The sequence below is a fragment of the Halorubrum sp. Eb13 genome (genome assembly GCF_002252895.1).
In the GTDB taxonomy this organism is placed as follows: domain Archaea; phylum Halobacteriota; class Halobacteria; order Halobacteriales; family Haloferacaceae; genus Halorubrum.
In genome coordinates this window covers 1-4,414 of record NZ_NHPE01000066.1, presented here as the reverse complement: position 1 = coordinate 4,414, position 4,414 = coordinate 1, and the positions used below count along the sequence as shown (strand labels likewise).

Genomic DNA, 4,414 nt, shown 5'->3' with positions numbered 1-4,414 from the left:
CCGACATCGACACCGCCGACGTCGACGCCGCAGGCACCGCCGCCTCGGCCGCCACCGACGTCGACGCCGCAGGCACCGCCGCTTCGACCGCCACCGACGACCCCGCCGCTCCGACCGCCGCAGGGACTGCACGGGGAGGGTCCCTCTTCGAGCGCGTGCTCGTCGTCACCGGCGACGACGGGGCCGGCCGCGCCGCGGTCGAGGCGGGCCTCGACGTCGCGGCCGCGCACGGCGCGACCGTCGACGCCCTCTACGTCGTCGACACCACAGAGCACTGGGACGTGGTCGTCGAGCGCCGCGAGCGCACGGGCGAGGCGCTCGTCGAAGACGCCGCGGCCCGCGGCGAGGCGGCCGGCGTCGATGTCGAGAAGCGGTTCCGGTACGGGACGGCACACGAGGAGGTGCTCGACTTCGCCGCCGCCCACGACGCCGACCTGATCGTGGTCGGCTCCGCGCGCCGCACTGGGCTCGACCGGCTCGTCCACCCGGAGACGCTCCCCACTCGGGTCCAGCGCGGCGCCGCCGCGCCCGTGATGGTCGTCGGCGCCGACGACTGACCGCGCCCGTTCTCGCCGTTCCCCTTTTCGGCCCGATTCCCTGCGCTCCGCCCGCGGGTCCGCGAGACGACGGGTTAAGTGACCGCGTCCCCTACAACTGTTATGACTGATATTGGTATCGTCGGCGCCGGTGCGGGCGCGGCGGCCGCGGCGTTCGTCGTCGACGAAGCGGCGCCCGACGCGGACGTGACCGTGCTCGAGAAGTCCGGCGGCATCTGCGGCCGCGCGGCGACACGTCGCCACGACGGCCTGACCTACGACTACGGCGCGAACTATCTGAAGTCCGACGACGAACGCGTCGTCGAACTGATGACGGAGAGGCTCGACGACGAGGGGCTCGTCGACATCACCGAGCCGGTGTACACCTTCGACGCGGACGGCGAGGTCTCGCCCGGCCGCGACGCCGACGATCACAAGTGGAGCTACCGACGCGGCCTCACCCAGATCGCCAAGCGGCTCTTCGGACGAACTGATGCGACGGTCCATCGCCGGACGCGCGTCGGGACCGTCCGACGGGCCGACGACCGCTGGGAGGTCGACGACGCCGACGGGGAGACGTGGGGCCCGTTCGACGTCCTGCTCCTCAATCCCCCGGCGCCGCAGACCGCGGAGCTGCTCCGCGACGCCGAGTGGGAGTCGCCGGTCCGCGAGGCGCTCGTCGACGCCGTGGGCGACGTGGCGTACCGGTCGGTGTGGTCCGCCGTGCTCCACTACCCGTTCGCGATCGACGTCCCCTACTACGGGCTCGTCAACACGGACAAAGAGCACCCTGTCGGCTGGATCTCACGCGAGGAGTGCAAGGCGGGGCACGTCCCGGACGGCGAGACGCTGCTGGTCGTTCAGGCGGGTCCGGAGTGGTCCGCCGAGCGCTACGACGACGACCCCGCGGCGAACGTCGCCGACCTCGCCGAGCACGCCGCCTCAGTCGTTGGCGACGAGCGGCTGGCCGACCCGGCGTGGACCGACCACCAGGGGTGGCGCTACGCGCTCCCGGAGGCGGGCGTCGACCGCGGGCCGATCGACTCCGCCCGGCGGGAGGACCTGTTCCTCCTCGGCGACTGGGTCGCCGGCGAGGGACGGATCCACGCCGCGCTCGCGAACGGGCTTGACACGGGCGAACGCGTCGTGTACGGGCTGTAGCGTCGGCGTTCGACCGAACAGTTGGAGGGGGGAAAACAGCGGGGGCGACCGAGTTAGCTTCGCGTGAAGCGGTACTCGACCGTGCCGAGTCCGGGGAGGCTGATCGTTCGGACGGTTCCGCGGTCGACGTGGCGGGAGAGCGAGCGCCCCAGCGCGACGAGCGCGACGACGCCGGCGAGCAGCCCCGCGGAGACGAGCGGGTAGGAGGCCACCACCAGCGGAAGCGCGACCAGCGCCAGGAACGCGAGCGAGACGACGAGGCCCCCGTTGGGCGGGCTGTCGGATCCGGCCATCACCGCTCGCGCCGTGTATCCGCCGTTCATCGGTTGCATATCTCTCCGTTGGTCGCGCGGGAGTAAAAACCTTTCATATTACGTATAGTTTCTGAGTATTGGTACCACGGGTCATTCGCTCAGAGCGTTTCAAACGATTGTTAACGCCGTGTAACGAGTACCATGCCACAGTTTCGTATACCTCTATCGAAACTGGAACGTTTCCACCCGAAACGGGTCGGTCGGTGCGGCGGTGACGCTCGGTCCGCGCCCGGAACCGGAGGGTTTCTCCCGTGCGGTCCCCGCGGTTCCGTATGGTCAAATCGCCGGCCTCGCGGTCGCGCTCGAACGTCCCCTTCTGGACGACGGTCGCGGTCGCGGCGCTGTACCTGCCGGCGTCGGTCGTCGCCCGCGGGCTCACGGACCCGGAGTACGCGACCGCGGTCGGGTGGCTGCCCCGCTCGGTCGGCGCGGTCGCGGGCACGTCGCTCGGGACCCTCCTGGCGGCGGCGCTGTGGATCCCCGTCGCGGGCGGCTTCCTCTACGCGTTCGCCGCCGAACTGGCGGCGATGCGGGACCGGACCCCGTGGTCGCCGCCGGGCAAGGGGTACCTCGTCCTCGCGACCGGGTCGCTGCTGGCGCACCCGCTCACGGGGCGCCCGTTCGTGTTCCTCGTGATCGCCGGCTACACGCTGCACCGGACCCTGCGGGTGCGGTAGGTCACGGGGCCGGCTCTCCACCCTCCGAGACGGGTCTCCGGCCCGGTCTCCGTCGTTCGCCTCCCTCGCCTGTCGCCCCACCGCCCGTACTTTTATTTCGCCTCGCGTTCATCTACAGATACGAACAGCGATGTCAACGACACACGATACCTCCTCTGGTCGGCCGACGGTGCTCGACGCGGCGCAGGCGCGGCGGACGATCGCCGGGCTCTTCGACGGAACTGTCGCGACGGTCGCGGACCTCCGCGTCCGCGGCCGGTCGGACGAGATCGCCGACGAGCTCGTCGAGAGCCATCTCCCAGCGTTGGAGGAGGCCGGGTACATCGAGTGGGACCGCGAGGCCGGAACGATCGCGCCGGGGCCGAACTTCGAGGAGGCCGCCGCCCACGTCGCCGACCTCCCGAACCCCGACGTCGAGCCCGCCGACGACTGAATCCGGCGGCGAGTACCCCGACGACCGAGCCCGAGACGTTTATACGCCGCCGCGGGGGAGTCTCGACATCGCATGGCCGAGCCGATCCTGAAGTGGGCCGGCGGCAAGCGCCAGCTGCTCGACGAGCTGTACGCTCGGTTCCCGGCCTCGTACGGCCGCTACCACGAGCCGTTCGTCGGCGGCGGCGCGCTCTTCTTCGACCTGGAGCCCGATGACGCGACGATTAACGACGCGAACCCGCGGCTGATCAACTTCTACGAGCGGGTGCGCGACGAACCGGAAGCGCTGATCGAGCGGCTGGAGTCGTTCGACGACCCAGAGGCCGACCCGGACCCGTCGATCCCGTTCGCAGAGGAGACTCCACGCGGTCACGACGTGGAGTGCTACTACTACCAGCAGCGAGCGCGGTTCAACCGGCGCCCCTACGAGGGGTCGTTCGACCCGCTGGAGGAGGCCGCCCTCCTGCTGTACCTCAACCGGACCTGCTACAACGGCCTTTACCGCGAGAACGCCGACGGCGGCTTCAACGTCCCGATCGGTCGGTACGCGAATCCGGACTGGGTCCAGCGGGACCGGATCCGCCGCGCGAGCGACGTGCTCGCGGACGCGACGCTCCGCAACGGCGACTTCGCCTACGTCCTCGACGTCGCCGATCCCGGCGACCTCGTCTACTTCGACCCGCCGTACGAGCCGATGAGCGCGACCGCGAGCTTCAACGAGTACAGCGCCGAGGGGTTCGACCGCGAGGACCAGCGCCGGCTTCTCGACGTCGCGAGCGAACTGGACGAGGCGGGGGTCCGGGTCGTGGTGAGCAACAGCGGCGTGATGGAGGGGCCGTACGCCGACGCGGGGTTCCGCGTCGAGCTGGAGGACGCGACCCGCGCGATCAACAGCGACGCGGACAACCGGGACGCGGTCGACGAGATCGTCGCGACGAACGTACCCCCGGACGAGCGGCGCGAGGCGCCGCAGCGCGAGCTCTCCGGCTTCTGAGCCCCGCTCCGCCGACGCCGTCGTCGGCTCCGGCGCGCCGACCGCATGGGGCGGGCTTTTTGAACTCCCCCGACGACGTCCCGCGTATGACCGATCTCGATATCGACCTCGTCCTCGTTCCCGTCGACGGGAGCGAGGAGTCCCACGAGGCGGTCGACTACGCGATCGCGGTCGCCGCCGAGTACGGCGCGAGCGTCCACGCCCTGTACGTGTTAGACGAGGACGTGGTCCGCGCGATCGACCACGGCGTCATCGACGAGAGCGACGTCGCCGACGACACCGAGGCGTTCACGGACTCCG

7 protein-coding genes are annotated in these 4,414 nt (G+C 70.8%); 6 read left to right on the top strand and 1 reads right to left on the bottom strand.

The genetic code is table 11. The features are described 5' to 3' along the window. Both DJ75_RS07720 and DJ75_RS07715 read left to right on the top strand, forming a co-directional pair. Positions 1-557 (top strand): universal stress protein (locus tag DJ75_RS07720; RefSeq protein ID WP_394338273.1); only part of this gene is annotated, 557 nt, incomplete at its 5' end. A 102-nt stretch (positions 558-659) separates the two neighbouring features. Further along, the gene (locus DJ75_RS07715) at positions 660-1,697 is read left to right on the top strand and encodes an NAD(P)/FAD-dependent oxidoreductase (RefSeq protein WP_094523928.1); all 1,038 of its coding nucleotides are present in this window, start codon (positions 660-662) and stop codon (positions 1,695-1,697) included. Between the two features lie 53 nt (positions 1,698-1,750). Here the strand turns inward: DJ75_RS07715 and DJ75_RS07710 are convergent, their stop codons facing one another. Further along, entirely contained in the window at positions 1,751-2,020 is a 270-nt protein-coding gene (locus DJ75_RS07710) for a hypothetical protein (protein WP_170938215.1), read from the bottom strand. A 263-nt stretch (positions 2,021-2,283) separates the two neighbouring features. On the opposite strand from DJ75_RS07710, the gene DJ75_RS07705 reads away from it, so the two are divergent. From DJ75_RS07705 to DJ75_RS07690, 4 genes are all read left to right on the top strand, one after another. Beyond that, positions 2,284-2,688: an abortive infection protein gene (locus tag DJ75_RS07705; RefSeq protein WP_094523926.1), complete on the top strand. Its 405-nt coding sequence runs from the start codon at positions 2,284-2,286 to the stop codon at positions 2,686-2,688. 130 nt (positions 2,689-2,818) lie between these two features. After that, on the top strand, positions 2,819-3,121 hold the full coding sequence (locus tag DJ75_RS07700) for a hypothetical protein (protein WP_094523925.1): 303 nt from the start codon (positions 2,819-2,821) through the stop codon (positions 3,119-3,121). Between the two features lie 72 nt (positions 3,122-3,193). Beyond that, positions 3,194-4,114: a DNA adenine methylase gene (locus tag DJ75_RS07695; RefSeq protein ID WP_094523924.1), complete on the top strand. Its 921-nt coding sequence runs from the start codon at positions 3,194-3,196 to the stop codon at positions 4,112-4,114. Between the two features lie 86 nt (positions 4,115-4,200). Beyond that, positions 4,201-4,414: universal stress protein (locus tag DJ75_RS07690; protein WP_141211994.1), on the top strand; the 214-nt coding region annotated here is incomplete at its 3' end.

What these genes read in the sequence shown, in the direction of transcription:
- DJ75_RS07705 (WP_094523926.1), top strand. Translation starts at nt 2,284, where the DNA reads ATGGTCAAATCGCCGGCCTCGCGGTCGCGCTCGAACGTCCCCTTCTGG.
- DJ75_RS07700 (WP_094523925.1), top strand. Translation starts at nt 2,819, where the DNA reads ATGTCAACGACACACGATACCTCCTCTGGTCGGCCGACGGTGCTCGAC.
- DJ75_RS07695 (WP_094523924.1), top strand. Translation starts at nt 3,194, where the DNA reads ATGGCCGAGCCGATCCTGAAGTGGGCCGGCGGCAAGCGCCAGCTGCTC.
- DJ75_RS07715 (WP_094523928.1), top strand. Translation starts at nt 660, where the DNA reads ATGACTGATATTGGTATCGTCGGCGCCGGTGCGGGCGCGGCGGCCGCG.
- DJ75_RS07710 (WP_170938215.1), bottom strand. Translation starts at nt 2,020, where the DNA reads ATGAACGGCGGATACACGGCGCGAGCGGTGATGGCCGGATCCGACAGC.